Below are 26,744 nucleotides of genomic sequence, written 5' to 3' on the forward strand. Positions count from 1 at the left end.
GCCGCGATCGGACGATCTTTTGATTCTGATTTTTAAAAGATCAAAGTCAATAGATCGCAGCCTTCGGCAGCTCCTACGGGGTGGTATTTTTTAGAACAGGGCCAGCAGTTTCATGCCGATGAACAGTTGGTCAATCCAGAATATCTGGTGCAGCAAGACGATCACCCAGAACAGAATCTGGAACGACACCTTGCGCGTCTTGTGCCGAAAAACCTGCTGGGCGATCAATGCGCCCGGCCAGCCGCCGGCCAGTTCCACCGCGTGAAGGATGTTCTCCGGCGTGCGCCAGGCACCGGTGCGGGCCTTGCGCTTGTCTGCCCAGTACAGGAAGAACGCCAGCACACTGACGATCCCGTACCCTGCCAATGGCACCAGCGAGATCCCGTGCAGCCACATCGACAGCGAGCCGTATAACGGCAACGCACAGACGATCAGCAACACCACCAGTTTCAATTTCAGATATTGGATGTTGCCAGCCAAAGGCCGACCTTCAGGGCGACGTGCGCGAGAATCATTCATGGTTTGGCCGCCGCCCAGTCGACCCAGCCGAATTGCCACGTGGCGAGGATGACCAGGCCGAAGACGATCCGGTACCAGGCAAATGCCGCGTAACTGTGGCTGGCGATGAACTTGAGCAAGCCGCGCACGGCGATCATGGCGAAGATAAACGCCGTCACGAAGCCGATGGCGAATACCGGGAAGTCCGCCGGCACGAACAGGTGGCGATACTTGTAGCCCGAGTACACCGCCGCACCCACCATGGTCGGCATGGCGAGGAAGAACGAGAACTCGGTAGCGGTTTTACGCGACAGACCAAACAGCAAGCCGCCAATGATCGTCGAGCCGGAGCGCGAAGTACCGGGAATCATTGCCAGGCACTGCGCAAAACCAACTTTCAGGGCGTCCTTCCAGGTGATCTCGTCGACGGTTTCGGCATGTACTTCATGCTGACGCTTTTCCGCCCACAACATGATGACGCCGCCCACTATCAGCGCGGCCGCGACCGTGATCGGGTTGAACAGGTATTCGTGGATCAGGTCGGCAAAAATCACCCCCAACACCACGGCCGGCAAGAAAGCGATCAGCAGATTGGCAGTAAACCGTCGAGCGCTTGGCTGCGTCGGTAAGCCAATCACCACGTCGAGAATCTTGCGGCGAAACTCCCAGACCACCGCGAGGATCGCGCCGAGCTGAATGATGATGTTGAACGCCATGGCCCGTTCGCCGCCGAAGTCGAGCAAGTCGGCAACAATGATCTGGTGTCCGGTACTGGAAATGGGCAAAAACTCCGTCAGCCCCTCTACAACTCCAAGAATCAGTGCCTGCAAGGCGGTCCAAAGATCCATCAATCCCCCAAAGAGCGATGCACGGCGGCATGCCCCGATAGTATTTTTCTTACGTTCACTGCGTTCAGCGTAGCTGTTTGTAGCTGTACCGATTCCGCGCGCACAGGATCCACACGAAACAGTCAAAATTCCGTGAAATATCAACTTGGATTCAGGTTTTTACGCGCGGGGCCGAAATCCTAACAGACAAGCCTTAATAGCGCTGCCGCGTTATACGACTTGGGTCGCGTATGCCCGCTCACAAAATCGTGGTTGGATGCTGGCGGTCGTTTATTACAAGAAAAAGAATTCGGAGTGACAGCGTTATGAACAGCTTGCGCAGTGTGTCGATCAGCCGACGCTTGTGGCTCATTTTGGTGGTGGCCGTGGTCATGTTGCTGACCTTGGGCGTGTTGATGCTCAAGCAGATCCACGATGACCTGTATCACGCCAAAGCCCAGAAAACCCAACATGTGGTGCAGACGGCCAGCGGCCTGCTCACCTACTACCATGACCTGGAAACCGCCGGCACCTTGAGCAAAGAGCTAGCGCAAAAGCAGGCGCTGACCGCGATTCGTGGTCTGCGCTATGACCAGAGCGACTATTTCTGGATCAACGACCTCACGCCCGTGATGGTCATGCACCCGACCAACCCGAAACTCGAAGGTCAGAACCTCTCGGCGATCCGAGATCCGGACGGTTTTGCGGTGTTCAACGAAATGGTCGCCATCGCCCGCGCCAAAGGCGCCGGCATGGTCGACTACCGTTGGCCGAAACCCGGCGCCAGTGAGCCGGTGGCGAAAACCTCTTACGTCAAGCTGTTCGAACCGTGGGGCTGGGTGATCGGCTCCGGCGTTTACGTCGACGATGTGCAGGCAGAGTTCAAGGGCCAGGTGATCAAAGCCACGGTCATCGGCTTGGCGATTGCGCTGATCATGGCCCTGCTGGTGATTCTGATCGCCCGCAGCATCGTGCGTCCGTTGCAGGAAACTGTGAACGCGATGGCCAACATTGCCAGCGGCGAAAGCGACCTGACCCGCAGCCTCGATACCCACGGCAAGGATGAAGTCACCGAACTGGCGCATCATTTCAATGCCTTCACCGCGAAATTGCGCCGGGTGATCGGCGACTTGCAGGTCTCGGCCAGCGCACTGGGCCAGTCGTCCAGCGAGCTGGGCAACGACGCCTCGCAGGCGCAGCAACGCAGCCAACAGCAATCGCAGCAGATGGAACTGGTGGCCACTGCGATCAACGAGGTGACCTACGGCGTACAGGACGTGGCGAAGAATGCCGAACATGCCGCCGCTGAAATGCGTGATGCCGAAGCGCAGGCGCAGCAGGGCCAGATCAACATCGACGGCAGCCTGCAACAGATCGACAAGCTTTCGGGCACCATCGATCAGGCGGTCGAGGTGATCCGCACCCTCGCCGCCGAGAGCACGCAGATTGGCAGCGTACTGGAGGTGATTCGCTCGATTGCCGAACAGACCAACCTGCTGGCGCTCAACGCCGCGATTGAAGCGGCGCGGGCCGGTGAGCAGGGACGCGGTTTTGCCGTGGTCGCCGATGAAGTGCGCCTGTTGGCGCAGCGCACGCAGAAATCGACGGCCGAGATTCAGTCGATGATCGAGCGCCTGCAAAATCATTCCGAAGCCGCCGTGAAAGTCATCGGCGACAGCAGCAAGGCGTCGCAACTGACCATCGAACAGGCCGGCCTCGCGGGTGCCAGCCTGAATGCCATTGGCCAGGCGTTGCGCAACCTCAATGGTTTGAATGCCTCGATTGCCAGCGCTACTTTGCAGCAGGCGCATGTGGTCGAGGACATCAACCAGAACGTCACCCAGGCGGCTGGTCTTTCGCACAGCACGGCGATCGCTGCAGAGCAGTCGAGTGCGGCCAGCGTGAAGCTCGGCCAACTGAGCGAACAACTCAACGGCCTGCTACGCCAGTTCCGCGTCTGACCTACCCCTGTAGGAGTGAGCCTGCTCGCGATAGCGCTCTATCAGCCAACATTAGCGTTGCTGACAAAACCGCTATCGCGAGCAGGCTCACTCCTACAGGTTTTTGGGTACAATCCGCTCCCTTCTTTTCTCCCCCCAAGGAATCCCCATGTCCGGGCTTGAACTGTTTGCCGCCGCCCTCGGTGTGATTGCCGTCTGGCTGACGGTCAAACAGAACCCATGGTGCTGGCCGATCGGTCTGGTCATGGTGTTGCTCTACAGCTGGATCTTCTTTGAGGTGAAGCTGTATTCGGACATGTTGCTGCAAGTGATCTACGCCGCGCTGCAAGTCTACGGCTGGTGGCAATGGACACGGGCCGGGACGATGCACGACGGGCGGCAGGTCACACGTCTCGATCAGCGTTCAATCCTGATCGGGCTCAGCGTCGGCGCTGTCGGCAGCCTGCTGCTGGGCGCGGCCATGGCGCACTGGACGGATGCCGCACAGCCTTGGCTCGACGCAGCGTTGACGGCGTTCAGCCTGGTTGCGCAGTTGTGGATGGCGCAGAAACGTCTGCAGTGCTGGGCACTGTGGTTTGTCCTCGATGTGATCTTTGTCGGGCTGTTCATCTATAAGGATCTTTACCTCACCGCAGCCTTGTACGGCCTGTTCACCCTGATCGCGGTGCAAGGCTATCGTGAATGGCGCGCCGACCCGGCGTTGCGCACATGAAAGTCGTGGTGCTTACCGGGCCGGAATCCACCGGCAAGAGCTGGCTGGCGGCGGGCCTGCAACAACAGTTCGGCGGCGTACGGGTGGACGAATACGTGCGCTGGTTCATTGAGCAGAACCCGCGTGATACTTGCCTGGCAGACATCCCCGAGATCGCCCGTGGCCAATTGCAGTGGGAAGATCAGGCGCGTGCGCAAAGACCGGCGCTGCTGATTCTCGATACGCACCTGCTGAGCAACATGCTGTGGAGCCAGACGCTGTTCGGCGCCTGCCCGGCCTGGCTCGAACCCGAGCTGCTGGCACGCCGATACGACTTGCACCTTCTGTTATCCCCGGAGCACATCGACTGGACCGATGACGGTCAACGCTGCCAGCCAGATCTGGAGCAGCGTCTGGCCTTCTTCAACGCCACGCGCGCCTGGCTTGAGCAACATCAGCAATCCGTGCAAATCATTCAAGGCAATTGGGCTGAGCGGCAGACGCAAGCTTTTGCGGCGGTTGCACAATTGCTTTGCGAATAACCCGGTTCAAGGGGCTCCTGCCCCACTGTTTTCCCCTGTTCTGGGGGCAAAGTGTCCATTCCTGAAACACACACTTAACGGCAGAGTGGCCGTTTCAACGGCCTCGAGCGTTTTGTCGGCCGACCTGTTACGCAGTTGAAACACATCACCGCAAACCCTCGTTCCAGAGCTTTGTTCAGCCAATAGACAGGTCGATGCCAATGTGCGTGTTTCATCAATGAAACAGCTTGTGTATCAAACCTTTGCTCGATTCACGTAAGCATCTGAAATCAATGAGTATTTAAAAAGCGGCACAGCTTTCGCTCTCTCCTTCACAACGCTGACTAGGGCCAGCCCACTGAAGAAGGAATTGCTGCCGTGGGGAATTTCAAAAAGAGCATGACCTGCCTCCTGCTGATCGGATCAGCAGCCAGCACATTGATCAGCCTCAATGTGCAGGCAGAAGGCAACGGTGTGATCGTCCTCAATCGCGACGTTCAACCTATCCCTATCGGCCGCAGCGGCGGCAAAGACCCCTATCCAACCACCGTCAATGCCAACCCTTCAGCCCGCATCAATCAGGCGATGAGCAGCACCGAACTCAATGACGGTGAGTTTGCCAGTGTGGCCAGTGGCTCTTCGATACGCGGCAACATCAACACGCCGACCTCGAATCTGCCCGGCATGAACACCCTGACCAATCCCAACGGCCTGCCCGGCATGAGCAGCGGCCACGGCGGCGGCGCCGGCGGATCCATCTCCAATACCGTCAACCGCGCCATGGGCGCAGGCCTTGCGCCGCTGACCCGCATGGCTGGAGGCCAATAAGATGAATCGTTCCCTGCTCCTGCTTGCCCTCTTTGGTTGCGCCAGTGCCATGGCGGCCGACCCCAGCTCAGTGAACAACGCGAACATTCAGGACACCGGCATTCAGTACCGCGGCAACTACAACGTCAACCAGGCCGCCGGCGACCAGATGCAACAGACCAACACCAAGGCCATCGCCATTGGCACGGCCGCCAGCGCCACCACCATCGTGCGCCAGCACATCGACACGCCAGGCAACCCAGCGACGAATGCCAGCGCAACCATTGGTGGCAACTCTTTCAGTAACGGCAACGGCATCCTCGGTGTGAACCAGGGCGCCGGTGCCAACAACCAGATGGCCAACGTTACGCGCGTCAGCATCAGTGCCGGCCCGCAGAGCGTTGACGACAGCGCCCTTTCACAACAGAACGTGGCGTTATTACCGAGCTCAGGAGCAACTGGTACCTCACCCGGCAGTCGCCAGGTCACGACAAGTGATCAGGCCTTCACCGGCAGCCGCGGGGTAATCCAGGTGAACCAGAGTGCCGGGGTGGGGAACCGAATGGCTAACACCCTGAGCATCCGGGTCGCTGACTGACCCAAACAAAAAAAGCAGTGCAATTAGAAAGTACCAACACTTAACCAACTAATAAGCACGATGGAGAAACACCATGAAACCTACAATGGCTCTCAAACCACTGGTTTTCGCACTTGCAGCAGTGATGGCAATCGCAGCACAGGCAGGCGGTCGTGATGACGATCATGGTAACGGGCACGGCAATGGTCATGGCAACCATGAACCCAAAGGCCCTACCCTGGAACAACTTCTGCAAATTGGCGCCGGCGCTGGTGCTGCCGTACTCGATACGCAGAACAGCGATGGCAACCTGGTGGGCAACCAAGGCACCAAAAATGATGCCTCCGTTCGCGACTCGGCCAATGGCACCAACGGCAACGTCGGCATGAACAACACCGCCGGCGATGGCAACCAACAAGACAACGCCGCTGCACTGGCAACTGCCGACGAAAGCTTCATCTTTGGCTCTGCCGTGTCCGTTTCCAGCGCGACTCAGGTCAACAACAACAACGCGGTTGCCAACTACTCGACAACCAACAACGCCAACCTCAACAACGTGGGTAACGGCGGTTCCGGCAACATCGGTGTGAACAACAGTGCCGGCAACTTCAACCAACAGAAAAACAACCTGGCCATTGCGGTATCCGGTGGTCGTGTAGCTAACGCCGCTGCTGCTGCCAACCAAAGCTCCACTGGGTTGACTGTGTCCAACAACGGCACTCAAACCTACAAAACCGATACTCTGAGAGGCACCTTCACCGCTGCTGGCGCATTCGTGGCAGCTGGCAAAGCGACCATCGAAGGCGATAAAGGCCATGGTGGTGGCGGTTATGGCGACAACGACCGTGGCCATGGCGGCAACGGCGGCAGCAAAGATCAGAAAGCGACCTTTGAAGCTGTCGGCATCTTCGGTCTCGCCGGTGTAACCACGCAACAAGTGCTGACCCCAGACGGCTGGAAAAACCCTGTAACCAACAACGCAAATATCTCCAACGTTGGTAACAACTTCTCCGGCAACGCTGGTTACAACAACGCCGCCGGTGTTGGTAACCAACAAAGCAACTCGCTGTCCATCGCTGCAGGTTGCAAAGCCTGCCTGTAGTCGCGATCGAAACGAAAGCCCCGGAAACGGGGCTTTTCCTCAGTCCGCAAAGGCGTATCGATCATGCGTAAGACTGCCCTCCTCGCCCTGCTTTGCGTCTGTGGCCTGACTCAGGCCGGCCAGATGCCAGTCGCTGCCCTTCCCGGCGGCGTACTCGTCTACAAGAACGTGCAAAGCATTCGTGAGCGCAAGTTTGCCGACATCGTCGAACAGAAAACCGATTTCAGCTGCGGCGCCGCCGCACTGGCCACGGTATTACGCCAGGCCTATTGGCTCGACGTCGATGAAGAGCACATCATCAAAGGCATGCTGGTCAACGCTGACCAGGACCTTGTTCGTACTCAGGGTTTTTCCATGCTTGACATGAAGCGCTACATAGAAAGCATCGGCATGCGCGCCAGGGGCTACAAGATTCCGCCGGAAAAACTCGATGCTGTAACAATCCCGGTGGTGGTACTGATGGAAATTCGCGGCTACAAGCATTTCGTGGTTCTGCAGCGTTCGGACAAGGATTGGGTTTACATCGGAGACCCGGTTCTGGGCCACAAACGCTACAAACACGATGACTTTGTCAAAGGTTGGAACGGCATTGTTTTCGCCATCGTTGGCCCCGGATACGACAAGACAAATGCCTTGCGTAGCCCTCCGGTGCCGCTGACCGCCAAGAACAAGCTGGATGGCTTCAACCCTGTCAGAGATGCTGAATTGATGGACTTCGGGTTCATACAGAGCGACTTCTTTTAATCGCCGATTATAAAGAATGGGGCTGGATGTCCCGGGAGCAGCAAATGAAAACCTCATACTGGCTGGCCGCCGCCTGCCTGGCAGCGAGTGCGTCAGGCTATGCCAATGCAGGATTCAAACCTATAGAAGTACAAGACAAAGAGTTGTCCGAGTTACGTGGTCGTTATGTGATGCCGGGGCGGATTATCAGCTTCGGCATTGTCATGAGCAGTACCTGGCGCAACGCCGGTGGCGATTTGATCGGGGCTTCGACTTCGATGCAACTTCAGGCTGCATCGGTAAAACCTGAATTCTATGTACAAACAATCAAGGAACATGGCAACGGCAGCACCCTGCCGACAGGTACCGGCACGATCACCGGTGGCGCCGGCCTCAACAGTAGCCAGGGTGTGACGCAAAGCGTGCGCGCAGCCGGTGACAGTAATACCGCCTCCAACAACGTCGCGATCAATGTCTCGGAAGCCAATCAGGCCCCCGCCATCGTGCCCGCGCAAGGGCAGGCGCTGATGACAGGGCAGACCATCGGCGGCAGTAACGCCGCAGGCAGCGTGGCGGTTTCAGCCACCAACGGCGGCGTACAAATGGCCATTCAGGCCTCCGGCAATCAGGGCACAGCCTTGCAACAAGTCGCCCAGGGCGGTTTGCTGCAGAACACCCGTTTGCTTGGCAGTGCCAACGTGGTCAATAACATGACTCAACTCAACGTCGTACTGAACAATAACGGCATGAGCGCCGGTGCACTGGACTGCAACCTGACTCAACTCAGGGCACTACGCAATATTGGATATTGAACTACGCTGAGTCTCGATCATTGGGCTTAAAGGGACGGCTTTTTCATGTATCGATCAGTATCACTGCGTGCGGCTGTATGTTTGAGTACCCTTCTACCCGCAGCCATGCTGCAAGCGGCACCGGACGCCGATGTAGAAGTCCTGAAACAGGAACTACTGGAGCTTAAGCAACGATACGAAGTACAACAAAAAGCCTTGGCAGTCCTCGAACAGCGAGTCCGCCAGGTTGAAGACCAACCGGCGGCGCCGCAACCGAAACGTCTGGCCAAGTCGCCGTCGGACCTCAAAGGCAATCCAAAAGTGGCCACCGGCACCGGGGCCGCAGCAGCGTCGGGGGGCGCAGCCGGGGGCAGTGGCGCTTCTTATGGGCAATCACTGGCGGACGATTCGCAACCGGCACAGAGCGTGTCCAACCTGTACGACGAGGCCAGCGGCTTCTTCGGCGGGGGCAAGTTCAGCTTTGAAACCGGTGTCACCTATTCGCGTTATGACACCCGTCAGTTGATCCTCAACGGCTTTCTCGCGCTGGATTCGATCTTCCTTGGCAACATCAACCTTGACCGGATCAAGGCCGACACCTGGACCCTCGACCTCACGGGCCGGTACAACTTCGACAATCGCTGGCAGTTCGACCTGAACGTGCCGGTGGTCTACCGCGATTCGACGTATCAATCCGGCGGCGGTAACGGCGGCGCCTCCAACGTCACCACTGAACAGGACGTTTCTCGCGACCCGACCATTGGCGACGTCAACTTCGGTATCGCCTACAAATTCCTCGACGAATCGGTCAATACGCCGGACGCCGTGGTCACCTTGCGGGTCAAGGCACCTACCGGCAAGGACCCGTTCGGTATCAAGCTGCGTCAGACCGATGCCAACTCCAACCTGTTCGTGCCTGACACCCTGCCAACCGGCAACGGCGTCTGGTCGATCACCCCGGGGATCTCGCTGGTCAAGACGTTCGACCCGGCCGTACTGTTCGGCAGCTTGTCCTACACCCACAACCTGGAAGAATCGTTCGACGACATCAGCTCGACCGTCAACCAGAAAACCCCGGGCAAGGTGCGCATTGGCGACAGCTTCCAGATCGGCGCCGGTATTGCGTTTGCGCTGAACGAGAAGATGAGTATGTCGTTCTCCGTATCTGACCTGGTACAACGCAAAAGCAAGCTGAAACAGGATGGCGGGGATTGGGAATCGGTGGTGTCCAGCGACGCCAACGCCGGTTACTTCAACGTCGGCATGACCATTGCGGCCACCGACAACCTGACCATCGTGCCCAACCTGTCGATCGGTATGACCGACGATGCACCGGACTTTTCCTTCAGCCTGAAATTCCCGTACTACTTCTAAGCAGAGCAACAGCAAAAGATCACAGCCTGCGGCAGCTCCTACAGGATTACCCTTGTAGGAGCTGCCGCAGGCTGCGATCTTTTGATCTTCTAGCGAATCTGATGCTTGTGCAGCAGCCGGTAAAACGTTGGACGGGACACCCCAAGTACCTTCGCCGCAATGCTCAGATTGTCACTGTGCCGGTTCAACACATCGCACAATGCCTGACGTTCAGCTCGCGTCTTGTAATCTTCCAGCGTGCCCATTGGCGTAGCGATCGAATGCTGACTGATCAGGCCCAGGTCGCGCGCCTCGATCTGCCGCCCCTCGGCCAGCACCAGTCCGCGACGAACGCGGTTGGCCAACTCACGGACATTGCCCGGCCAATCGTGTTTACCCATCGCAATCAGCGCATCTTCACTGAAACTGCGCGGACGTCGACCGGTTTCGTGGCTGTAGAAATGCGAAAAGTGGTTGGCCAGCATCGACAAGTCACCGTGCCGTTCACGCAAAGGCGCGGTGACCACTTGCAGCACATTGAGCCGGTAGTACAAATCCTCGCGAAAGCGCTTCTTCTCGATCGCCGACTCTAGATCAACGTGAGTCGCTGCCAATACGCGCACATCAACGGGAATCGGCTGACTGCCACCGACCCGTTCAATGTGTTTTTCCTGAAGAAACCGCAGCAGATTGGCCTGCAACTCCAGCGGCAGGTCACCAATTTCATCAAGGAACAAGGTGCCGCCGTTGGCCGCTTCGATGCGGCCGACCTTGCGCTGATGCGCGCCGGTAAACGCACCTTTTTCGTGACCAAACAGCTCGGACTGGATCAAGTGTTCGGGAATTGCCCCGCAATTGATCGCCACAAACGGTTTGCTGTGGCGTTGCGACTGCCGATGCAGCGTGCGCGCGACCAGCTCTTTACCGGTGCCGCTTTCGCCACGGATCAACACGGGCGATTCAGTCGGCGCCAGTTTGCTGAGCAATTTGCGCAGTTCGCGGATCGGTTTGCTGTCGCCGAGCAATTCATGTTCGGGCTGGTCGACGTGAATTGTGCCCTGCCCGCGCAGGCGTGCCATGCCGAACGCCCGGCCGAGGGTGACTTGCACCCGAGACACGTCGAACGGCAGGGTATGGAAATCGAAAAACCATTCGCAGACGAAGTCGCCAACGTTCTGCAGGCGCAGTACTTCCTGATTCAGCACAGCGATCCATTCCGTGCCGCTGCGACTGATCAACTCTTTCACCGCTTCCGGCCGTTCCAGGTGAAAAGGCTGTAATCGCAGCAAGCCGACATCGCAGCTGCGGTCGGCGGCATTTTCCAGCGTACAACTGTCGACATCCCAGCCTACCGCGCGTAAACCGGGCAATAAGCGGTGACAGTCGTCGCACGGGTCGACCACCAATAAACGTCGTAACGCAGGCGCTTCGCTCATGACTGTTCCTTGGCGCCAAATATTAGAAATGATTGTAAAAACAGTCATTTGGCAGACCCGACTGTAACATTAGCAAGATTTTGACAGCGCCTTGTATCGATTGCTTATAGGTGTACAAACAAACGCGTTATAAGCAGCGCGGTTGTTAGTTAGCTATCGACTATTTCATTACTGAAAAGCTTTCACCGAGCTTTCAAAAGCTGTCTAAAAGCCAGGTCTATGCAAGAAAGTTGAAATTTCTTTGTTTCGAGTGTGACCCGTTAGCGGGTTGCGTGCATCAGTACAAGTAACCAGCCGAACGGTAAGCCCAACCGACGGCCTATCACTTGATTGGGCATTACAGAGAGAAGACCCCATGACCGCCCCGCTCCGTATCAACGAAGCTCTTTTGATTGCCAACCACGCGTTCAAACCCTTCCAGTGCGTGGCCTGGGCGCCACAAGACGGCAATGGCGAACTGAGCCTGACCGTTATTGATCGGACCAACTCCCACATTGGCCGCAAACAGATTCCAAGCAGTGCCTACTCCGATCCGGCACAACTCGAACAACTGCTGCAACAAGCCCGCGCCGAGTTGAGCGAAGAAGGCTACCTGCTGCAATCGTGGTCGATGCCACACTGATTTCACGGGTGATGCGGATGACATTAACGTCATCCGCCCTCTTTCCCTTAGTTGCACTTTCTTTTCGTCCGCACACACGTTTGTATAACTTTAAACAGTGGCGTCAGGCCCAACTGCTTGGCAGGCTTGCCATTGGTTCAAAAAGACACTGTTGTGGCACAGTGCGACCCTCCGCCTGTTAGTTCTCACCGTTGTACTTCTTGATCATCAAGTATTGAATGTTCGGCTCATGCAGTTACCCACCCGGTTCCCGGGTCATGGTCAACTCGCAAGGAGATGCGTGCATGTTCAGCTCGAACGCTTTCGCGCTGGCGCCGCCGTTAAATAGCGCCGGACAACTTGATCAGACCTTTGCGACTCGCGGCATCGCGCAAGTGTATTTTGCCGGCAGTGAGTCGAGCATGACGCAAGGCGTCGCTGTCGATCAGCAGGGCCGCGTGCTGGTGGCCGCCAAAGTCGGCACGGCCCAAGGCAGCCGATTCGGCCTGGCGCGATTGCTCGCCGACGGTTCGGCGGATCTCGGGTTTGCGCATCACGGCAGTGTCATCGGCGAATATGCCCACGGCTTTGAAGCATCAGCCAGTAAAGTGCAGGTACTCGCTGATGGCCGAATCCTGCTGGCCGGCCTCCACTACGAAAACACCCACCGCACCTTGCCCGCCCTCGCCCGTTTCGATGCCCTGGGCAATCCGGACCCGACATTTGGCGATAACGGCGTGCAAGTCGTGCGCCTGCCGGGCGACTTGTCCATGGGCACCCGCGATAACTGGCTGCCGCCGGGTGTACCGGGCGCGGAGGCCTGCGATGTCGCCGTGCAACCTGACGGCCATGTGCTGCTGATTGCCAATCATCACTTCGAACTGGCCGACCATGCCGGCATGCTCATCCGTCTCAAGCCTGACGGCAGCCTGGACGAGACGTTCAACGGTCGTGGCTTCGTGATGATCCGCCATTTGTTGCTCAATACCTGGCTGAGCAGCCTGCTGTTGCAGGAGGACGGGCGGATCATGGTCGCCGGCTCCATCGATTTTCCGCAAGAAGGCCTGTTGGCGCGTTACCTGCCTGATGGCCGTCTGGATGAGCGGTTTGCCGTCGACGGTTTTATGTCGTTTACCGCTGGCGGGCGCAGTGCGCAGGTCAGCCAGGTGATCGAGTCGGCGCAACACCTGCACTGTTTCGGCAGCAGCCGCGACCCGAGTCACTGTCTTTCTCTGAGCCTGCATCACAATGGTCGCGCCGACTTGCACCGCCATGACGGCCTGCCGCAGTTACTCGACATCGGCCCCAGTGGCTGCCAGTGGAACGCCGCTCAACGCATGCAGGACGGGCGCATGATTGCCGTCGGCGCGACCATTGGCGGCGTTGAAGCAGACTTTATCGTCGCGCGCTATTTGCCTGATGGTGACCTCGATCAGCGTTTCGGCGATGGCAATGGCTGGCTGCGCACACGTCTTGGGCGAAGCCTGGACACGGCCAATTCGCTGGCCTTGCAAGCGGACGGCGGGATTCTTGTCGGCGGTTATTCGCTGGATGGCAACTACCGGGCGATGGTCGCGCGCTACCTCAACCCCGAATAAATCCAATGTAGGAGCTGCCGCAGGCTGCGATCTTTTGATCTTGTTTTTTTAAAACCCAGATCAAAAGATCGCAGCCTGCGGCAGCTCCTACAGGGGTGAGGGGGGCATTCAGCACTTGAACTTGCGTGACACATCCGGCAACTTGCGCGCTTCTAAAGACAAGGAGCAAGCGATGTCCGGTTCAATGGCCCAGGCGTTCGCGCAAAATTTTCTCGGGCACTCGCCACGCTGGTACAAGGCGACCATCGTTGGCTTCCTGATCCTCAATGCCCTGGTGTTATGGTCTGTCGGCCCGGTTGCCGCCGGCTGGCTGCTGGTGATCGAGTTCATTTTCACCCTGGCCATGGCGCTCAAGTGTTATCCGCTGATGCCTGGCGGGCTGTTGCTGATCGAAGCGCTGCTGTTAAAAATGACCACGCCACAGGCACTTTACGATGAGTTGCTGCACAACTTTCCGGTAATCCTGCTGCTGATGTTCATGGTCGCCGGCATCTATTTCATGAAGGATCTGCTGCTGTATCTGTTCTCGCGCCTGTTGCTGGGCGTGCGTTCGAAAGCGGCGCTGGCGTTGATGTTCTGCTTTCTCTCGGCCTTTCTCTCGGCATTCCTCGATGCACTGACCGTCACCGCGGTGATCATCAGCGCCGCTGTCGGTTTCTATTCGGTGTATCACCGTGTTGCCTCGGGCAATGACCCACGCCAGGACAGCGAATTCGGCGACGACCAGCACCTGCCGACACTGCATCATGACGATCTCGATCAATTCCGCGCATTCTTGCGCAGCCTGCTGATGCACGGCGCGGTCGGCACGGCGTTGGGCGGTGTCTGCACACTGGTCGGCGAGCCGCAGAATCTGCTGATCGGCCACGAAATGGGCTGGCATTTTGGCGAGTTCTTCCAGAAAGTTGCCCCGGTGTCGTTGCCGGTGCTGGCGGCGGGCCTGGTGACCTGCGTGTTGTTGGAGAAACTGCGCTGGTTCGGTTACGGCACGCTGCTGCCGGAAAACGTTCGCGCCGTGCTGGCCAACTACGCCGCCGAAGACAACGCCGAACGTACGCCACGCCAACGCGCCGCGTTGCTGGTGCAAGGTGCGGCGGCATTGATCCTGATCGGTTGCCTGGCGTTTCACGTCGCTGAAGTCGGCCTGATCGGCTTGATGGTGATTGTGCTGATCACTGCGTTCACCGGGATTACCGACGAGCATCGCCTGGGCAGCGCGTTCAAGGACGCCATGCCGTTCACTGCGTTGCTGGTGGTGTTTTTTGCGGTGGTGGCGGTGATTCACGATCAACAACTGTTTGCACCGCTGATTCAATGGGTGCTGGCGCTGCCGGTCGAGCAACAACCGGGCATGCTGTTTATTGCCAACGGCTTGTTGTCAGCAATCAGCGACAACGTGTTTGTCGCGACCATTTACATCACTGAAGTGAAGCAGGCGTTCCTCGCCGGACACATGAGCCGTGAGCATTTCGAAACGCTGGCGATTGCGATCAACACCGGCACCAACCTGCCGAGCGTGGCCACGCCGAATGGTCAGGCGGCGTTTCTGTTCCTGCTGACGTCGGCGATTGCACCGCTGGTGCGCTTGTCGTATGGACGAATGGTGTGGATGGCGTTGCCGTACACCTTCGTGATGGGCCTGCTGGGCTGGTACGCCGTCAGCTACTGGCTCTAACCCCAACCTCATGTAGGAGCTGCCGAAGGCTGCGATCTGTTGATCTTGCTGCATAAAAACAAGATCAAAAGATCGTCCGATCGCGGCCCGAGCCTTCGGCAGCTCCTACAGGTGTTATTGGAGGATGTATTTTTCGATCGCTAAGGCGACGCCGTCTTCGGTGTTGGGAGCGGTGACCACGTCGGCCTGGCGTTTTACGGCGTCTTCCGCTTGGCCCATGGCAATCGATAATCCTGCGCAATGGAACATCGCCGGGTCGTTGCCGCCGTCGCCGATCGCAGCGGTGTGTTCCAGCGGTATGCCCAGGTGTTCGGCCAGTGTCGCCAGCGCGGTGCCTTTGTTGGCCTCCAGCGCAGTGACGTCCAGATACACCGGTTGCGAACGCGACACTTGCGCCATGCCGTTGACCTTCGGCAGCAACCGCGCTTCCAGTTCAATCAACAGTTCGGTGTTGTTGCTGGTCGCGACGATCTTGTCGATACGTTCCAGATACGGCTCGAAACTTTCAACCACCACTGGCGGATAACCGAGGCCATGCTGCTCGCGCGGCACCATCGGCCCGTGCGGGTCCTTGAGCAGCCAGTCGCCGCCGCTGAACACCCAGATTTCCACCTCCGGCTGATCGGCAAACGTCGCCAGCGCAATCAGTGCAGTCGTTGCCGGCAAGTAATGCGCCACCAGCAGACTGCCATCAGGATTGACGATGGTCCCGCCATTGAACGCCGCCGTCGGCAGATCAACGCCCAAGGCCTCGATCTGCTGCAACATGGCTTTGGGCGGCCGCCCGGTGGCGAGGCTGAACAACACGCCCGCCTCACGCAAGGCGCGAACCGCGTCGATGGTGCGCTGGCTCAGCGTGTGATCGGGCAGCAACAGCGTGCCGTCCATGTCACTGAGCAGAAAACGGATGGGTTGCTTCGGCACGTCACTCATCCGAGGCCATGCCAGACGCGACCATCGCGAGTCAGCAGATCTTCGGCGGCTTGTGGGCCGTCTTCACCGGCGGCGTAAGTCTGCACGCTCGCGTCCTGTTGCCAGGCATCGAGGAACGGTTGCACGGCGCGCCAGCCGTTCTCGATGTTGTCGGCGCGCTGGAACAGCGTCTGATCGCCGGTCAGGCAGTCGTAGATCAGGGTTTCGTAACCCGTCGACGGCTGCATCTCAAAAAAGTCCTTATAAGCAAAACCCAGCTCGATGTTGGCCATGTTCAGCGCCGGCCCCGGCCGCTTGGCCAGCAGGTCGAACCACATGCCTTCGTTCGGCTGAATCTGGATACGCAAGTAAGTCGGCTGCAACTCGTCGACTTCGGTGTCGCGGAACTGCGCGTACGGCGCCGGTTTGAAGCAGATGACGATCTCGGTGTCGCGCACGCTCATGCGCTTGCCGGTGCGCAAGTAGAACGGCACGCCGACCCAGCGCCAGTTATCGATCATCACCTTCAGCGCCACGTAGGTTTCGGTGCTGCTGTCCGGCGCGACGTTGGGCTCCTGGCGATAGCCGTTCAGAGATTTGCCATCGACTTCGCCCGCGCTGTATTGGCCGCGAACCGAGTTGGCCCGTGCCTCTTCAGTCGTCCACGGACGGATCGCGCCGACCACCTTGGCTTTTTCGCCGCGCACCGCATCAGCGCCGAACGCCGCCGGCGGTTCCATGGCAACCATGGCCAGCAACTGGAACAGGTGATTGGGCACCATGTCGCGCAGTGCGCCGGTGTGTTCGTAAAAACTGCCACGGGTTTCGACGCCAACGGTTTCCGCCGCAGTGATCTGCACGTGGTCGATGTAATGGTTGTTCCAGAAGGCTTCGAACAGGCTGTTGGAGAACCGGCTGACCAGAATGTTCTGCACGGTTTCCTTGCCCAGGTAATGGTCGATGCGATAGATCTGCTTCTCGGACATCACCTTGAGCAAACAGGCGTTCAACGCTTCAGCGGTTTGCAGGTCGGAGCCGAACGGCTTCTCGATCACCACCCTTCTGAACGCTTCGGGAGTTTCTTCGAGCAAGCCGGCACTGCCGAGTCGGCGCACCACTTCACTGAAGAAACGCGGCGCGGTGGCCAGATAGAACACCGCATTGCCGGTGCCACTGTCGGCGATTTTCGCCGCCAGCGCGGAATAAGTGCTGTCGTCCAGGAAGTCGCCCTGGACGTAGCTGATACCTTTGGCGAGCTTGGCCCACAAGGCCGGATCAAGCATCTGATCGCCCTTGCCGACTTTCGCCGCCACTTCGGTACGGATGAAGTCTTCGAGCTTCTGCGCGAAGGCCTCATCGGTAATGGCGTTGTGGTCAACGCCAACGATCCGCAGGTTTTCGTCAAGCAAGCCGTCGCGACTGAGGTTGTACAGCGCCGGCATCAGCAAGCGCTTGACCAGGTCGCCGTGGGCACCGAACAGAAACAGCGTGGTCGGTGGTGCGGGTTCTGCCTTGGATTTCCTGCGGATCGTATGGGTCATTTCTTCGGTGTCTCCACGTGGCCGCCGAAGCCGAAGCGCTGGGCCGAAAGAATCTTGTCGCCAAAGGTGCCCTGGCCGCGCGAGCGGTAGCGCGAGAACAGCGAGTTCGACAGCACCGGCACCGGCACCGCTTGCTCCATGGCCGCTTCGATGGTCCATTGACCTTCGCCGCTGTCGGCAACCGAACCGGAGAAGCCGTCGAGCTTCGGATCGCTGGCCAGTGCGTCGGCGGTCAGGTCGAGCAACCACGAGGAAACGACGCTGCCGCGACGCCAGACTTCAGCAATGTCGGCCACGTTCAGATCAAACCGCTGATCTTCCGGCAGACGCTCGCTGGATTTGGTCTTGAGGATGTCGAAGCCCTCGGCGAACGCGGCCATCATGCCGTACTCGATACCGTTGTGAATCATCTTCACAAAGTGCCCGGCGCCGGCAGGACCGGCGTGGATGTAGCCGTGCTCGGCACGGTGGTCATCGGACTTGCGATCCTTGGTGCGCGGGATGTCACCCATGCCCGGCGCCAGTGCGGCGAACAGTGGATCGAGGCGCTGCACGGTTTCAGCGTCGCCGCCGATCATCATGCAATAGCCGCGCTCCAGGCCCCAGACGCCGCCGGAGGTGCCGACGTCGATGTAGTGCAGGCCCTTCTCGTTCAGGGTCTTGGCCCGGCGAATATCATCCTTATAGTTGGTGTTGCCGCCGTCGATGATGGTGTCGCCGGCTTCAAGCAGTGTGCTCAGGGTGTTGATGGTGTCTTCGGTCGGCGCGCCGGCCGGCAGCATGACCCAGACCGCACGCGGTTTGGCCAGGCCGGCAACCAGTGCAGGCAGGTCTGCGACGCCCGTGGAGCCCTCGGCGACCAGGTTATCGATGAAAGCGGTATTGCGGTCGTAAACAACGGTGGTGTGACCGTTGAGCATCAGACGTCGCGCAATATTGCCGCCCATGCGGCCCAGTCCAATAATCCCGAGTTGCATGTGCTGATGCTCCTTACTACAAATAAATGTGTGTCATGGGTTATAGCCCAACGCGACTGATGGAGGTTAGTCCAGAGCGTTGCGATGAAGTTTCCGTGCATTGTGCCCGAATCAGACTGATAACGCCCCGAAACGTGGCGAAGACACACCGACCATGAAAAATAAAAAAGTTCCATTCACAGGCAAAAGAAATCAAAATTGGCGCCGATAGTAAGTCAGCAGCCAAAAACGGCCGCTATTTACAGTTGATGCACGCCATTTGCGAGGTGAGCAATGGGCACAGTACACACAGCAATGCCGCCACAAACCCTGTACGTGACAATCCGTCGCGATGAATTGCGCCAGTTGAAAGACGAACGTGACCAACTCAAGCAGGAGCTGGCGCAGCTGCGCGCGTTGACTCAGGGCGCTCAGCCGAAACCTCTGCCGGTGGTCATGCGCAACCCGCACGCCTGAACTGCCCGCGTGTTTCGGGAACGGCGTCCGTCGTTCCCGACATGATTCACCTCTGTCAGTCATCTGCAACTAACAAAGTTTTCACATTCCCTTGGTGATACTCCGGCGCATTCTGGCCGGGCGTTCGCGTGCGGCCTCCGTTCGTCGGTTTCATGGAAGCTCTCCGGCGGTGGTTGCAACGACTGAGCTGGAGTGCTGAATGGCATTGTTCAAACGCAGCAAAACGACTGCGACAGGTTTCGACTGGGCCGGGTTTCTCTGGCTGTTCGTGTTCTTCTGGTATTTCTCGGGTATCACCCAACTGCTGATCCAGCTGACCGGCACTTCGGGTTTCACCGGGTTCCGTCAGGCGTTCGTGATGAGCGCGATCTGGCTGGCGCCGATGCTGCTGTTCCCCCAACGCACCAAGCTGCTCGCCGCCATCATCGGTGTCGTGTTGTGGGCCTGCTCGATGGCCAGCCTGGGTTATTTCTTTATCTATCAGCAGGAATTCTCGCAGAGCGTCATCTTCATCATGTTCGAGTCGAACATTTCTGAAGCGGGCGAGTACATGACCCAGTACTTTGCCTGGTGGATGGTCCCTGCGTTCCTCGCCCACACCCTGTTCGCGTATTTCCTCTGGACTCGCCTGCGCCCGGTATACATGCCCCGCGGCCGCGCGTTTGTGGCCGCCATGGCGATCATCGTGGCCGTCGTCGGTTACCCGCTGGTCAAGCAAACGATGCGCACCGGCAGCTTCGCCGGCGGTTTCGAGAAGTTTGAAACCCGCATCGAGCCGGCGGTGCCGTGGCAGATGGCCGTGGCCTATCACCGCTATCTGGACACTCTGGCGGAAATGCAGGGCATGTTGCACAGCGCGAGCAAGATCCCGCCGCTGCACAACCTCAAGGACGCTGGCGCCAACCAGCCTTCCACGCTGGTGCTGGTGATCGGCGAATCGACCAACCGTCAGCGCATGAGCCTCTACGGTTACCCGCGCAAGACCACGCCGGAACTGGACAAGCTCAAGGATCAACTGGCGGTCTTCGACAACGTCATCACCCCGCGCCCTTACACCATCGAGGCGCTGCAGCAAGTGCTGACCTTCGCCGACGAGGAAAACCCGGACCTTTACCTGTCGACGCCGTCGCTGGTCAGCATGATGAAACAGGCAGGCTACAAAACCTTCTGGATCACCAACCAGCAGACCATGACCAAGCGCAACACCATGCTCACCACGTTCTCCGAGCAGGCGGATGAGCAGGTCTACCTGAACAACAACCGCAACCAGAACGCCGCGCAATACGATGGTGACGTGATCGAGCCGTTCAACAAGGCCCTGACTGATCCGGCACAGCGCAAACTGATCGTCGTGCATTTGCTCGGCACGCACATGAGCTATCAGTACCGTTATCCGCCGAGCTTCGACAAGTTCCAGGACCGCGAAGGCGTGCCGGCCGGCGTGCGTGATGATCAAGTGCCGACCTACAACAGCTACGACAACGCGGTGCTGTACAACGACTTCGTGGTGTCCAGCCTGATCAAGGACTACGCCAAGTCCGACCCGAACGGCTTTTTGCTGTACCTGTCCGACCACGGCGAAGACGTGTTCGATTCGGTCGGCCATAAAACCCTGGGCCGCAACGAAAACAAACCCACCGCGCCGATGTACACCATCCCGTTCATGGCCTGGGCGTCGCCGAAATGGAAAGAAAACCATGACTGGAACTTCGCCGGCGATCTGGGGCGGCCATACAGCAGTTCGCACTTGATCCACACCTGGGCGGACATGGCCGGTTTGAGTTTCGATGAACTGGACCGCAGCAAGAGCCTGGTCAGCGACAGCTTCAAGGCGCGTCCGCTGATGATCGGCAACCCGTATGAGCGTGAGCAGCGGGCCTTGATCGACTTCAGTCTGATGAAGCCGAAAAAGCCCGACACGGTGCCAGCGGACATCGCACAGAAGTAACACCAGCAAGGGGCCGACATGGCCCCTTTCTTCTACCCGGTAGGAGCTGCCGCAGGCTGCGATCTTTTGATTTTGTGTTTTGAAAAACAGATCAAAAGATCGCAGCCTGCGGCAGCTCCTACGGGGTTGGGGAAGGCCTTAAATAATAATATTTCTCGTTTGTTACTAAATCGCGTCTCCCCTCTTCGTCTTTGAACCAAAGGATATTTCCCCTCGAAGACAAGGAGTCGGCTGCGATGTTCGCGCCCATCACCCGTTCCATGACCCTCACGCTCGGTCTGTGCAGCGCTGCGTTCAGCGCTGATCTACTGGCTGAAAACGATACCGCAAACCCGGCAAATCCGGCCGCTACAGCGTTGGAACTTGCTGCGACCGATGTCACCGCCGAAGGCCTGGGCACCACCACCGAAAACACTGACGCTTACACCACCGGTGCGATGAGCACCGCGACTCGGCTGAACCTGTCGATCAAGGAAACTCCGCAGTCAGTGTCGGTGGTCACCCGCCAGCAAATGGATGATTTCAAACTCGGTACGTTGACCGAGGCCATGCAGCAGACCACCGGCGTGGTGGTACAGCACCTCGATTCCGACCGGGTCAGCTATTCGTCACGCGGCTACTCGATCAACAACTTCCAGATTGACGGCATGCTCAACACCTTCGGCCGCATGAAGTCCGACGCCGATACCATCATCTACGACCGCATCGAGGTGGTGCGCGGCGCCACGGGGCTGACCACCGGCGCGGGCGATCCGTCAGCGACCATCAACATGGTGCGCAAGCGTCCGACGGCACAACTGCAGGCTCTGGCCGGGGTCAGCGGCGGCAGTTACGACGATTACTACAGTTACGTCGACGTTGGCGGCCCGCTGGCCTTCGACGGTCGTTTACGCGGGCGCACGGTGCTGGCCTATCGCGACAGCCAGTCGATCAAGGATAAATACGCGCTGCAACGCGAGGTCGGTTACGGCATTCTCGAAGCGGACCTGACCGAATCAACCGTATTGGCCGTGGGCTACGACTACCAAGACAAACAAGTGCAAGGCACGTCCTGGGGCACGGTGCCGTACTGGAACGCCGATGGCAGCAAAGCGGGACTGGGTCGTTCAACCAACATGGCGACCTCGTGGAGTTCCTGGCCGCTGCGCGACAAGACCGCCTTCGCCACGCTGGATCAGCAACTTGCCGGCGGTTGGCATTTGAAAGCCGCGTACACCCATCGTAAAAGCGATTCCGACGGCAAAACCTATTATGGCGGTGGCGGTTTTCCTGAAGCCGATCGCAGCGGGATGGTCGCGTACATGGGGCACATGATCGGCGATCAGAGCATGAAGGCTTACGACTTCAACTTGTCCGGCCCGTACTCTTTGCTGGGCCGCGAACACGAATTGATGGTCGGCTATGGCGAGGCCCAATACCGTGCCGACTCGCCGTATACCGTTGACGGCCCGACTGCGGCGGACTACGCAAACATCCGTGACTGGAAATACATGGGCGACATCGCCAAATTCCCGGACACGGTGACGGGACTCAGTGGCTCGAAAAGCCAGACCCGGCAAAAGGCCGGTTACCTCGCCACCCGCTTGAGCTTTACCGACCAATTACATGCTGTGCTCGGCAGCCGTTACGGCAGTTGGGACGAATCCAGTCGCGATAACTATTACGACAGCCAATTGCAATTGAGTCGTTTCGACGCAACCCGTCAGCGTCAAAACGACATCTGGACGCCGTACGCCGGCCTGCTTTACGACCTGACCCCGGAATACACCGCCTACGTCAGCTACACCGACATCTTCAAACCGCAAAGCAACCGTGACAGCAGTCGCAACTACCTCGACCCCGTGGTGGGCAGCAACTACGAACTGGGACTCAAGGGCAGTCTGCTGGAAGAACGTCTGAACCTGTCGACCGCATTGTTCTGGAGCAAACAGGACAACGTCGCCGAAGTCGACGATTCGGTCGCACCGGATCCGGTCACCGGCGAGGAGTTCTACAAGAGCGGCGGCAAAGGCAACAAGGTCAACGGCTTCGAAGCTGAAGTTTCGGGTGAAGTGCTCACTGGCTGGAACATGACCGCCGGCTACACCTACACCCACTCGGCCAATGGTGAAAAGGTACGAAGCAACACCAACCAGCCGCTGAACATGTTCCGATTGTCCACGGCGTATCGCTTGCCAGGCAACTGGAATGCGCTGACCGTCGGCGGCGCGGTCAATTGGCAGAGCGACGTCTACGGCAACTCCAACCGTCCGATCGGGCGCGGCGCCAACGGGCGGATTCTCACTGAACGTACGCGCATCAACCAGGACGCCTACACCGTGGTCAACCTGATGTCGCGTTATGAGTTCGACAAGCACCTGTCGGCCTCGCTGAACGTCAACAACCTGTTCGACAAGAAGTATTACGACAACGTTGGCTTCTACAACGGCGTGTACTGGGGAGACCCACGCACCGTAACGCTGAGCCTCGACTGGAAGCTCTAACCCTCCCCAGCTAACTGAGATCACCTGTGGTGAGGGGATTTATCCCCGATGGACTGCGCAGCAGGCCCTTGTTCCAGGGAGATGCTCGCCCTCCGGCGGGAGCAAGCTCCCTCACCACAGTTTGGGTGACAGGCGTTCCACTGCGTTAACCCCGAGTTAATTCACCTCCTACAGACTTTGTTCCGAGTTCTGCTTCATGGATGAACGGCTCCGACGTTTTTCAGTAGGAGGCACCATGAAAACCACCACAGCAATCCTTGCAGGTCTGCTCACCCTTGGCTCTGCCAGCGTTTTCGCCGAAGGCGGCGCCGAGCGCATGCACCATTACTACGACAACTTCCCGGTCCAGCGCACGCAAAGTGCGCCGGCCAGCGACGCCAAAGCCCAAGAGCTGCGGGTCCCCGCCGACCAGACCGCACAAGTGACCGAGTCTTATCGCAACTGATTTATCGAGCAACCGATGGACCTCTCACGGCTGCGCTCCGGCCTGAGAGATGACAGTTGGGCGCCCTGTTCGGGCGCCTTTTTTTATGCCTGCAGATCCTTGATCCAGAACAGCATGCGCCCGTGCTCCGGATTGAACATGCCCGGCGCAAAGCCGAATTTTCGGTAGGAACCCTGCGCAACTGGATTGCCTTCCAGCACTTCGAGGGTGATCTTGCAGCAACCACGCTGACGGGCGATGTCCTCGACTTTTTGCAGCATTTTCTGGCTCAGGCCGAGGCCGCGAAATTTGCCCACCACCGCCACATCGTGGACGTTGACCAACGGCTTGCAGGCAAAGGTTGAAAATCCCTCGAAGCAATTGACCAGCCCTGCCGGCTCACCGCCGACGAACGCCAGCACACTGAAAGCGTAAGGCCGACGGGCCAGTTCTTCCGGCAACCGTCGCAGCAGATCAGGATCGAGCGAATGACCGCCGCCCATGGGGTCTTCTGCGTAATGATTGAGCACGATGCCGATGGCCTCGGCATGCAGTGGATTGGTGTAGCTGGCCTGAAGCACAAGAATCTCTGCGGAATCCATTTCCATCCCCGAATACACATGAGCCCCGGCGCGCAAAATGCACGCTGACAGGCTGCTCGACCTTAGCGCGGGGGGGAACTGGTGGGCAACCCGCAACAGCAAAAGATCAAAAGATCAAAAGATCAAAAGATCGCTGCCTTCGGCAGCTCCTACATGGGAATACCGTACTCACTGTAGGAGCTGCCGAAGGCTGCGATCTTTTGCTGTTATCAATGCCCCCAAATCAACTCTTCAGTCCAGCCCAGCTCGGCGAAGTCCTGCGCACGCAGGGCACTTTCACCGGCACAAAAAAACTCATCCAGTTGCGGCGGCTTTACCGACGTACCGCTGAGCATCGCATGCACCTGGCCACGGTGATGGATCTGATGCTCAAACAAGTGCGCCAGCATGCGCAAACGGCTGTCGTGTTGCGGCGTGTCGCGAGCAATGGTGACGATACGCGCAAGGTCGGCGTCGCGCAGTTGCTCGCAATAGGCGATCAGACGCCGATCGACATGGGCCTGTTCGGCACGCAACGCGGCAGCCTCGGTAAACGGTTCGTCCTGAGTGAAAAACACGTAGCAATCGGGATGCGGCTCATCGCCGCGCAACTCGCGTTCCAGCGCATCGACGTAGAACCAGTCGCAGGTGAGGATGTGATTGAGGGTCAGGCGAATGCCCGGAAAAAAGCTCACCCGTGGTGCCGCAAGGTCGGCGTCAGAGAGCTGCGCCCAAGCCTTGGCCAGTCGGTGATTGGCCCAGGCGTTCTGATACGCCTGGGTCAGTAGATGATGGGACAGCGGTTGGGTCATGTCGGCGCCCTCTTCACTGATCAAGCTTCGGCAAAGCGCTGCAATTGCATCTCCTGCAAGCGGCTGAGGGTGCGGCGGAACGGGAATTCCAGATAACCCTCGGTGTACAGCGCGTCCATTGGCACGTGTGCCTCGACGTACAGCGGCACCTTACGGTCGTAGCACTCATCGACCAGCGCAATAAAGCGGCGCACACCATCGTCGTGTACCGACAACTGCGGGAGTTCTCGATCCCCTGCCACTACCCGCTCGGCGCTGTCTTCTGTACCACGGGCGATGCGCCCTTCCCGCTTCTGCGCGCTGAGGTTGGGTACCTCGCCCAACAGAATAGCTCGGTAGGTATCGCACAGCGCGATGAAATCCATGGCGGCAAAAGGCTGTTCGCAAAGATCAGCGTAGCGGCACCACAACACTGCTTCGCTGGCTTGCACCACATTCAACACCCGATGTCCGACCGACACCGGCTGGTCACTGGCCGATTCCCCGGCCGCCAGAGCCTGAAACACCTCGCCCAACGCACTGGCCGCGCCCGGTGTGGCAACAAAATAACGCTGCAGACCGGCGCCTGGGTGCAGGCGATGATCTTCGGCACCGTTCACCGGCACCACCTGCATGTGCGCCTTGATCGCCGCAATCGCCGGGGTAAAACGGTCACGGTTGAAGCCATCGGCATACAAATCATCCGGCGGCAGGTTGGAAGTGCAGACCACCACCACGCCTTCGTCGAACATCACTTGGAACAGGCGCCCGAGAATGATCGCATCGCCAATGTCATTGACGAACAGTTCATCGAAACACAACACGCGCACTTCGGCCGCCAGCTCTTTGGCCAATGCGCGCAACGGGTCGGCAATGCCGCTCAACTGAAACGAACGCTGGTGAACCCAACCCATGAAATGGTGAAAATGCTGACGTCGCGCCGGCACCCGCAGGCTCTGATAGAACTGATCCATCAGCCAGGTTTTTCCGCGCCCGACCGGGCCCCACAGGTAAACGCCGGTGACCGCGCGGGCTCCGGCATGCAAGGCTTCGTGGCATTTTTGCAGCGCCCAGACCGCGTGTTCCTGAGCTTCATCCTGGATGAAGCCCTTGTGTTCGATGGCGTGCTGCCAGGCGCTTAGAGGAGAGTCGAAAGTCATGCGCGGCAGTATGCCATGACCCTGCTGAACGTGTGGCAACGATCAAATCAGTCAGTGATGCCCGCTGCTCGCGACCCGCAAACGATAAAGACCGGACCCCAAGCGCACGAGCCGGCGGATTCTGGCTTGGCTGTAGGCAAAGGCGCAAAGTTGCGTAGCCTGAAAAGAGTGTCTGTGGGTGTTGCTTAAACAGTGAGGTTTAAGGCGTCGACCACGCATGCATTCCCCCCCGCGGTAACCGGCTGACCGTTGAGCACCAAGCGTATTGACAGCCAATATTACCAGCATCATATTGTCGCCATATTTCGAC

General features: G+C 58.6%; 25 protein-coding genes. 16 read left to right on the top strand and 9 right to left on the bottom strand.

All coding sequences use genetic code 11. From position 1 onward, the window contains the following. Positions 1–90: 90 nt before the first annotated feature. Together ACZZ0B_RS12250 and ACZZ0B_RS12255 are read right to left on the bottom strand one after the other, a co-directional pair. The gene (locus ACZZ0B_RS12250) at positions 91–519 is read right to left on the bottom strand and encodes a DUF1294 domain-containing protein (protein WP_463545316.1); all 429 of its coding nucleotides are present in this window, start codon (positions 517–519) and stop codon (positions 91–93) included. Beyond that, positions 516–1,346, bottom strand: coding sequence for an undecaprenyl-diphosphate phosphatase (locus ACZZ0B_RS12255; RefSeq protein WP_463545317.1), 831 nt, complete (start codon positions 1,344–1,346; stop codon positions 516–518). The genes ACZZ0B_RS12250 and ACZZ0B_RS12255 overlap by 4 nt, the downstream gene beginning before the upstream one ends. A 305-nt stretch (positions 1,347–1,651) precedes the next feature. Between ACZZ0B_RS12255 and ACZZ0B_RS12260 the strand changes: the two genes are divergently transcribed. The 9 genes from ACZZ0B_RS12260 to ACZZ0B_RS12300 all read left to right on the top strand — a co-directional run bounded on the left by ACZZ0B_RS12260 (position 1,652) and on the right by ACZZ0B_RS12300 (position 9,872). After that, on the top strand, positions 1,652–3,286 hold the full coding sequence (locus ACZZ0B_RS12260; protein ID WP_440095280.1) for a methyl-accepting chemotaxis protein: 1,635 nt from the start codon (positions 1,652–1,654) through the stop codon (positions 3,284–3,286). Positions 3,287–3,434: 148 nt separating this feature from the next. After that, positions 3,435–3,998 (top strand): nicotinamide riboside transporter PnuC, encoded by a 564-nt coding sequence (gene pnuC / locus ACZZ0B_RS12265; protein WP_158835632.1) that lies wholly within the window; start codon positions 3,435–3,437, stop codon positions 3,996–3,998. Further along, complete coding sequence (locus ACZZ0B_RS12270; protein ID WP_158835647.1) at positions 3,995–4,519, top strand: AAA family ATPase; 525 nt, start codon at positions 3,995–3,997, stop codon at positions 4,517–4,519. Before pnuC ends, ACZZ0B_RS12270 begins: the two co-directional genes overlap by 4 nt. 357 nt (positions 4,520–4,876) lie before the next feature. After that, positions 4,877–5,326: a hypothetical protein gene (locus ACZZ0B_RS12275; RefSeq protein WP_463545318.1), complete on the top strand. Its 450-nt coding sequence runs from the start codon at positions 4,877–4,879 to the stop codon at positions 5,324–5,326. A 1-nt stretch (position 5,327) separates the two neighbouring features. After that, positions 5,328–5,903: an adhesin gene (locus ACZZ0B_RS12280; protein ID WP_463545319.1), complete on the top strand. Its 576-nt coding sequence runs from the start codon at positions 5,328–5,330 to the stop codon at positions 5,901–5,903. Positions 5,904–5,976: 73 nt separating this feature from the next. Then, a complete protein-coding gene (locus tag ACZZ0B_RS12285; RefSeq protein WP_463545320.1) occupies positions 5,977–6,984 on the top strand; it encodes a heme utilization protein in 1,008 nt (335 codons plus the stop codon). 63 nt (positions 6,985–7,047) lie between these two features. Further along, on the top strand, positions 7,048–7,728 hold the full coding sequence (locus ACZZ0B_RS12290; RefSeq protein WP_463545321.1) for a C39 family peptidase: 681 nt from the start codon (positions 7,048–7,050) through the stop codon (positions 7,726–7,728). Positions 7,729–7,772: 44 nt separating this feature from the next. Beyond that, positions 7,773–8,519, top strand: a complete 747-nt coding sequence (locus ACZZ0B_RS12295; protein WP_463545322.1) for a hypothetical protein — start codon at positions 7,773–7,775, stop codon at positions 8,517–8,519. Between the two features lie 45 nt (positions 8,520–8,564). Then, complete coding sequence (locus ACZZ0B_RS12300) at positions 8,565–9,872, top strand: hypothetical protein (protein WP_463545323.1); 1,308 nt, start codon at positions 8,565–8,567, stop codon at positions 9,870–9,872. A gap of 89 nt (positions 9,873–9,961) precedes the next feature. Here ACZZ0B_RS12300 and ACZZ0B_RS12305 read toward each other — a convergent pair whose 3' ends face one another. After that, positions 9,962–11,287, bottom strand: a complete 1,326-nt coding sequence (locus tag ACZZ0B_RS12305; RefSeq protein ID WP_008078919.1) for a sigma-54 dependent transcriptional regulator — start codon at positions 11,285–11,287, stop codon at positions 9,962–9,964. Positions 11,288–11,642: 355 nt separating this feature from the next. Between ACZZ0B_RS12305 and ACZZ0B_RS12310 the strand changes: the two genes are divergently transcribed. The 3 genes from ACZZ0B_RS12310 to nhaB all read left to right on the top strand — a co-directional run bounded on the left by ACZZ0B_RS12310 (position 11,643) and on the right by nhaB (position 15,161). Next, positions 11,643–11,909 (top strand): hypothetical protein, encoded by a 267-nt coding sequence (locus ACZZ0B_RS12310; protein ID WP_008078918.1) that lies wholly within the window; start codon positions 11,643–11,645, stop codon positions 11,907–11,909. 284 nt (positions 11,910–12,193) lie between these two features. Continuing rightward, positions 12,194–13,486 carry an NHL repeat-containing protein gene (locus tag ACZZ0B_RS12315; RefSeq protein WP_463545324.1) on the top strand — a complete coding sequence of 431 codons (1,293 nt, stop codon included), beginning with the start codon at positions 12,194–12,196 and terminating at the stop codon, positions 13,484–13,486. 172 nt (positions 13,487–13,658) lie between these two features. Then, the gene (gene nhaB, locus ACZZ0B_RS12320; protein WP_463545325.1) at positions 13,659–15,161 is read left to right on the top strand and encodes a sodium/proton antiporter NhaB; all 1,503 of its coding nucleotides are present in this window, start codon (positions 13,659–13,661) and stop codon (positions 15,159–15,161) included. 114 nt (positions 15,162–15,275) lie between these two features. Here nhaB and ACZZ0B_RS12325 read toward each other — a convergent pair whose 3' ends face one another. Genes ACZZ0B_RS12325 through gnd form a run of 3 tightly spaced genes read right to left on the bottom strand, consistent with a single transcriptional unit; the run spans position 15,276 to position 18,591 of the window. Beyond that, entirely contained in the window at positions 15,276–16,094 is an 819-nt protein-coding gene (locus ACZZ0B_RS12325) for an HAD family hydrolase (RefSeq protein ID WP_463545326.1), read from the bottom strand. Then, positions 16,091–17,614 (bottom strand): glucose-6-phosphate dehydrogenase, encoded by a 1,524-nt coding sequence (gene zwf / locus ACZZ0B_RS12330; RefSeq protein ID WP_008082541.1) that lies wholly within the window; start codon positions 17,612–17,614, stop codon positions 16,091–16,093. Before zwf ends, ACZZ0B_RS12325 begins: the two co-directional genes overlap by 4 nt. Next, positions 17,611–18,591, bottom strand: a complete 981-nt coding sequence (gene gnd / locus ACZZ0B_RS12335) for a phosphogluconate dehydrogenase (NAD(+)-dependent, decarboxylating) (protein ID WP_008082539.1) — start codon at positions 18,589–18,591, stop codon at positions 17,611–17,613. The genes zwf and gnd overlap by 4 nt, the downstream gene beginning before the upstream one ends. Positions 18,592–18,864: 273 nt before the next feature. On the opposite strand from gnd, the gene ACZZ0B_RS12340 reads away from it, so the two are divergent. The 4 genes from ACZZ0B_RS12340 to ACZZ0B_RS12355 all read left to right on the top strand — a co-directional run bounded on the left by ACZZ0B_RS12340 (position 18,865) and on the right by ACZZ0B_RS12355 (position 23,923). Continuing rightward, positions 18,865–19,047 carry a DUF6026 family protein gene (locus ACZZ0B_RS12340; protein WP_008082537.1) on the top strand — a complete coding sequence of 61 codons (183 nt, stop codon included), beginning with the start codon at positions 18,865–18,867 and terminating at the stop codon, positions 19,045–19,047. Between the two features lie 199 nt (positions 19,048–19,246). Continuing rightward, positions 19,247–20,995 carry a phosphoethanolamine transferase CptA gene (locus ACZZ0B_RS12345; RefSeq protein WP_463545327.1) on the top strand — a complete coding sequence of 583 codons (1,749 nt, stop codon included), beginning with the start codon at positions 19,247–19,249 and terminating at the stop codon, positions 20,993–20,995. Between the two features lie 236 nt (positions 20,996–21,231). Beyond that, positions 21,232–23,478 carry a TonB-dependent siderophore receptor gene (locus tag ACZZ0B_RS12350; RefSeq protein ID WP_463545328.1) on the top strand — a complete coding sequence of 749 codons (2,247 nt, stop codon included), beginning with the start codon at positions 21,232–21,234 and terminating at the stop codon, positions 23,476–23,478. Between the two features lie 235 nt (positions 23,479–23,713). Further along, positions 23,714–23,923 carry a hypothetical protein gene (locus tag ACZZ0B_RS12355; protein WP_158835594.1) on the top strand — a complete coding sequence of 70 codons (210 nt, stop codon included), beginning with the start codon at positions 23,714–23,716 and terminating at the stop codon, positions 23,921–23,923. Between the two features lie 83 nt (positions 23,924–24,006). On the opposite strand, the gene ACZZ0B_RS12360 is transcribed toward ACZZ0B_RS12355, so the two are convergent. From ACZZ0B_RS12360 to zapE, 3 genes are all read right to left on the bottom strand, one after another. Continuing rightward, positions 24,007–24,504 (bottom strand): GNAT family N-acetyltransferase, encoded by a 498-nt coding sequence (locus ACZZ0B_RS12360; protein ID WP_008088660.1) that lies wholly within the window; start codon positions 24,502–24,504, stop codon positions 24,007–24,009. Positions 24,505–24,713: 209 nt separating this feature from the next. Beyond that, a complete protein-coding gene (locus ACZZ0B_RS12365; protein ID WP_008088659.1) occupies positions 24,714–25,295 on the bottom strand; it encodes a DinB family protein in 582 nt (193 codons plus the stop codon). Positions 25,296–25,315: 20 nt separating this feature from the next. Next, a complete protein-coding gene (gene zapE, locus ACZZ0B_RS12370; protein ID WP_463545329.1) occupies positions 25,316–26,434 on the bottom strand; it encodes a cell division protein ZapE in 1,119 nt (372 codons plus the stop codon). Positions 26,435–26,744: the final 310 nt, after the last annotated feature.

Source organism: Pseudomonas sp. AC247, assembly GCF_979258015.1.

What these genes read in the sequence shown, in the direction of transcription:
- ACZZ0B_RS12300 (WP_463545323.1), top strand. Translation starts at nt 8,565, where the DNA reads ATGTATCGATCAGTATCACTGCGTGCGGCTGTATGTTTGAGTACCCTT.
- zapE (WP_463545329.1), bottom strand. Translation starts at nt 26,434, where the DNA reads ATGACTTTCGACTCTCCTCTAAGCGCCTGGCAGCACGCCATCGAACAC.
- ACZZ0B_RS12310 (WP_008078918.1), top strand. Translation starts at nt 11,643, where the DNA reads ATGACCGCCCCGCTCCGTATCAACGAAGCTCTTTTGATTGCCAACCAC.
- ACZZ0B_RS12355 (WP_158835594.1), top strand. Translation starts at nt 23,714, where the DNA reads ATGAAAACCACCACAGCAATCCTTGCAGGTCTGCTCACCCTTGGCTCT.
- ACZZ0B_RS12255 (WP_463545317.1), bottom strand. Translation starts at nt 1,346, where the DNA reads ATGGATCTTTGGACCGCCTTGCAGGCACTGATTCTTGGAGTTGTAGAG.
- ACZZ0B_RS12305 (WP_008078919.1), bottom strand. Translation starts at nt 11,287, where the DNA reads ATGAGCGAAGCGCCTGCGTTACGACGTTTATTGGTGGTCGACCCGTGC.
- ACZZ0B_RS12290 (WP_463545321.1), top strand. Translation starts at nt 7,048, where the DNA reads ATGCGTAAGACTGCCCTCCTCGCCCTGCTTTGCGTCTGTGGCCTGACT.
- ACZZ0B_RS12260 (WP_440095280.1), top strand. Translation starts at nt 1,652, where the DNA reads ATGAACAGCTTGCGCAGTGTGTCGATCAGCCGACGCTTGTGGCTCATT.
- ACZZ0B_RS12365 (WP_008088659.1), bottom strand. Translation starts at nt 25,295, where the DNA reads ATGACCCAACCGCTGTCCCATCATCTACTGACCCAGGCGTATCAGAAC.
- pnuC (WP_158835632.1), top strand. Translation starts at nt 3,435, where the DNA reads ATGTCCGGGCTTGAACTGTTTGCCGCCGCCCTCGGTGTGATTGCCGTC.
- ACZZ0B_RS12250 (WP_463545316.1), bottom strand. Translation starts at nt 519, where the DNA reads ATGAATGATTCTCGCGCACGTCGCCCTGAAGGTCGGCCTTTGGCTGGC.
- ACZZ0B_RS12340 (WP_008082537.1), top strand. Translation starts at nt 18,865, where the DNA reads ATGGGCACAGTACACACAGCAATGCCGCCACAAACCCTGTACGTGACA.
- ACZZ0B_RS12315 (WP_463545324.1), top strand. Translation starts at nt 12,194, where the DNA reads ATGTTCAGCTCGAACGCTTTCGCGCTGGCGCCGCCGTTAAATAGCGCC.
- ACZZ0B_RS12345 (WP_463545327.1), top strand. Translation starts at nt 19,247, where the DNA reads ATGGCATTGTTCAAACGCAGCAAAACGACTGCGACAGGTTTCGACTGG.
- ACZZ0B_RS12280 (WP_463545319.1), top strand. Translation starts at nt 5,328, where the DNA reads ATGAATCGTTCCCTGCTCCTGCTTGCCCTCTTTGGTTGCGCCAGTGCC.
- ACZZ0B_RS12350 (WP_463545328.1), top strand. Translation starts at nt 21,232, where the DNA reads ATGTTCGCGCCCATCACCCGTTCCATGACCCTCACGCTCGGTCTGTGC.
- ACZZ0B_RS12360 (WP_008088660.1), bottom strand. Translation starts at nt 24,504, where the DNA reads ATGGATTCCGCAGAGATTCTTGTGCTTCAGGCCAGCTACACCAATCCA.
- nhaB (WP_463545325.1), top strand. Translation starts at nt 13,659, where the DNA reads ATGTCCGGTTCAATGGCCCAGGCGTTCGCGCAAAATTTTCTCGGGCAC.
- ACZZ0B_RS12295 (WP_463545322.1), top strand. Translation starts at nt 7,773, where the DNA reads ATGAAAACCTCATACTGGCTGGCCGCCGCCTGCCTGGCAGCGAGTGCG.
- ACZZ0B_RS12270 (WP_158835647.1), top strand. Translation starts at nt 3,995, where the DNA reads ATGAAAGTCGTGGTGCTTACCGGGCCGGAATCCACCGGCAAGAGCTGG.
- ACZZ0B_RS12285 (WP_463545320.1), top strand. Translation starts at nt 5,977, where the DNA reads ATGAAACCTACAATGGCTCTCAAACCACTGGTTTTCGCACTTGCAGCA.
- ACZZ0B_RS12325 (WP_463545326.1), bottom strand. Translation starts at nt 16,094, where the DNA reads ATGAGTGACGTGCCGAAGCAACCCATCCGTTTTCTGCTCAGTGACATG.
- gnd (WP_008082539.1), bottom strand. Translation starts at nt 18,591, where the DNA reads ATGCAACTCGGGATTATTGGACTGGGCCGCATGGGCGGCAATATTGCG.
- zwf (WP_008082541.1), bottom strand. Translation starts at nt 17,614, where the DNA reads ATGACCCATACGATCCGCAGGAAATCCAAGGCAGAACCCGCACCACCG.